We start from the raw sequence: 2039 nt of genomic DNA on the forward strand, positions 1-2039 counted from the left end.
AAATAATGAAACCACTTACACTAATAATTGTACACAATTTTTATATAAACGTCAAACTATAGTTCTATTCGTTAAAAGTAATATCTCATTTATTTTTGAAATATTTTAGATTAGACTCTGTTATCCTCAGTTGTAGCTTTAAATCATAGTACTCTTTAAATGTTATACTATTTTTAGCACTCTCTACATCGTTTTTTACGCTATCATACCTTTGTAGCGCTGACATATTTTGTTCACGTGTATTCGTAGATCTTGAGTCTTCTAATAGTTGATCAACTTCTTCTTTCAACTGATCGTATGACTTTGCAGAAGTGGAACTTTCTTCACTTGAATTGGTAGAGTCAGAACTCGAAGCCGTTTGCCTGGAACTATTGGATATAGATTTGCTCTCCATCTTCTTTGCTATGGCAATACGTTCGTTCCCTTCATCCAACATTTTTCTAGCTTCCTGCTTTTGATCATATGCTCCCCAAATAACAAGGGCTAGAAATATAAGCACTGCAACAGCGACCCATGAAAAGATCTTAATATTCTTCTCGAATGTTACTTTTTTCTTATTCAGCGCGCTCTCTTTCTTACCAATCTCTGTTAAAACTTTACTTCTGACTCTTTTAGCGATAAGTTGATCCAAATCCTTTTCTTTTTCTTTTGCCTGCTTTATAGCTATATTTGCTTTAGAGACTTGGTCCGTAGTCTTTTGGTTCAATAGATCTATTTGGTTTTTTAACTTTCGGTTTTCGATTAAGATCAGATCGGCGTTGTTTAGCTTCTCGTTTTTCTCGCTCACTTTCTGTAGCTTGTCGTTTAGCCTCAAAACTTCGTTGCTTAGCTCTTGTTTCTCGAATAAGAGCTTCTGTATCTGTTTCTTTTGCTCTTGAATTTGTAAGTTCTGTATTTCCAGCTGTTGTGTTTGTTTCTCTACTGTTGCTGATAGCTCGTTTAGCATGTCTGAGGATCTCATGTATACGCTCCTGTTCTAAGTTTTTTTGCCTTGTTATTTCTTTTTTCAACTTTACGATCATCTTTTGAACTTTTTGCCATTCTAAGAGCAATAAATTTATGTATTTATTGCTCTTACGTACTTGCTTGTTATAGCTGATTATCTCTGATTTACCAGGAGAATGTTGTTCAATTTTACGAGCGTAATATCCTTCATGTTTAGTTGGCATCTGTAGCTTTCCCTGACGCTCATAGCTTCTGTGATCGATCTGCTTTCCTTTGTCTAAGAATTTATTACAAGATCTAGCCCAATTCTTACGCCAAAATTCGACCTTTTTTTTATCATTCCAGTCGTTATAGCTCACAGACTCTCTTTCCCACTGTTTAGCATTCCGTGCTCCTAACTTTTGTTTCCCTGTCTTAGGATCGATAATTGGTATTCTTGCCCCACGATCGTCTAATTTGTAAGTGCTTTTTCTTTTAGGCGCCCATGAGCCGTTTTTCTTTATGCTCCGTACTGTTAACATGATGTGTGCGTGCGGGTTTCCGTCATGTTTGTCATGAATGGACCAGTCAGCGCACATACCTTCAGAAACAAAGTTTTCTTGAATATAATCATGCAGGAGTAATCTTTGCTGGGGTACGCTCAATTCTTTAGGCAGTGCTACTTCTATTTCTCTTGAAAGTCTTGCATTAGCCTTCTTCTCCGCGCGTTCTACTGCATTCCAAAGGGTTTCCCTGTCTAAATATTCCAACGGTGCTTCTGATGGGAGCTGTATCTCACTATATGCGACCCCGTGTTTGTTACTGAAGTCTTTTACTTCGTCATAGCGCTTATCATACAAACGTTCTCCCGATCGATAAGCTGCTGAAGCTATCGCTGATTGTCCTTTTCCTCGACTGATTATCTTTACTGACAAATGGTATATTGCCATGCTGATGCCTCCTTTTTGTTAAGCTTTTTGGAAAAAGCTTATACTCAAATCGAGCGGAAAATATAGCTCGATTTGAGTAATACTATAATTTCGAACACTAGTCTCGAAATTATAGTATTTTGCAATGTATATACATTGCAAAATATTTTTGATTTCACTTTTTTT

Annotated in this window: 2 protein-coding genes; both read right to left on the reverse strand. The window is 36.7% G+C overall.

What is annotated here, in order from left to right; translation table 11 throughout:
• Positions 1 to 85: 85 nt before the first annotated feature.
• Entirely contained in the window at positions 86 to 706 is a 621-nt protein-coding gene (locus LMU01S_RS09900) for a hypothetical protein (protein ID WP_056957972.1), read from the reverse strand.
• The gene (mobQ, locus tag LMU01S_RS09905; RefSeq protein ID WP_056957969.1) at positions 675 to 1874 is read right to left on the reverse strand and encodes a MobQ family relaxase; all 1200 of its coding nucleotides are present in this window, start codon (positions 1872 to 1874) and stop codon (positions 675 to 677) included. The genes LMU01S_RS09900 and mobQ overlap by 32 nt, the downstream gene beginning before the upstream one ends.
• Positions 1875 to 2039 lie beyond the last annotated feature (165 nt).

The sequence above is a fragment of the Ligilactobacillus murinus DSM 20452 = NBRC 14221 genome (genome assembly GCF_001591685.1).
In the GTDB taxonomy this organism is placed as follows: domain Bacteria; phylum Bacillota; class Bacilli; order Lactobacillales; family Lactobacillaceae; genus Ligilactobacillus; species Ligilactobacillus murinus.

Excerpts from the sequence above, each read along its gene's own strand:
- mobQ (WP_056957969.1), bottom strand. The coding sequence starts at position 1,874 with ATGGCAATATACCATTTGTCAGTAAAGATAATCAGTCGAGGAAAAGGA.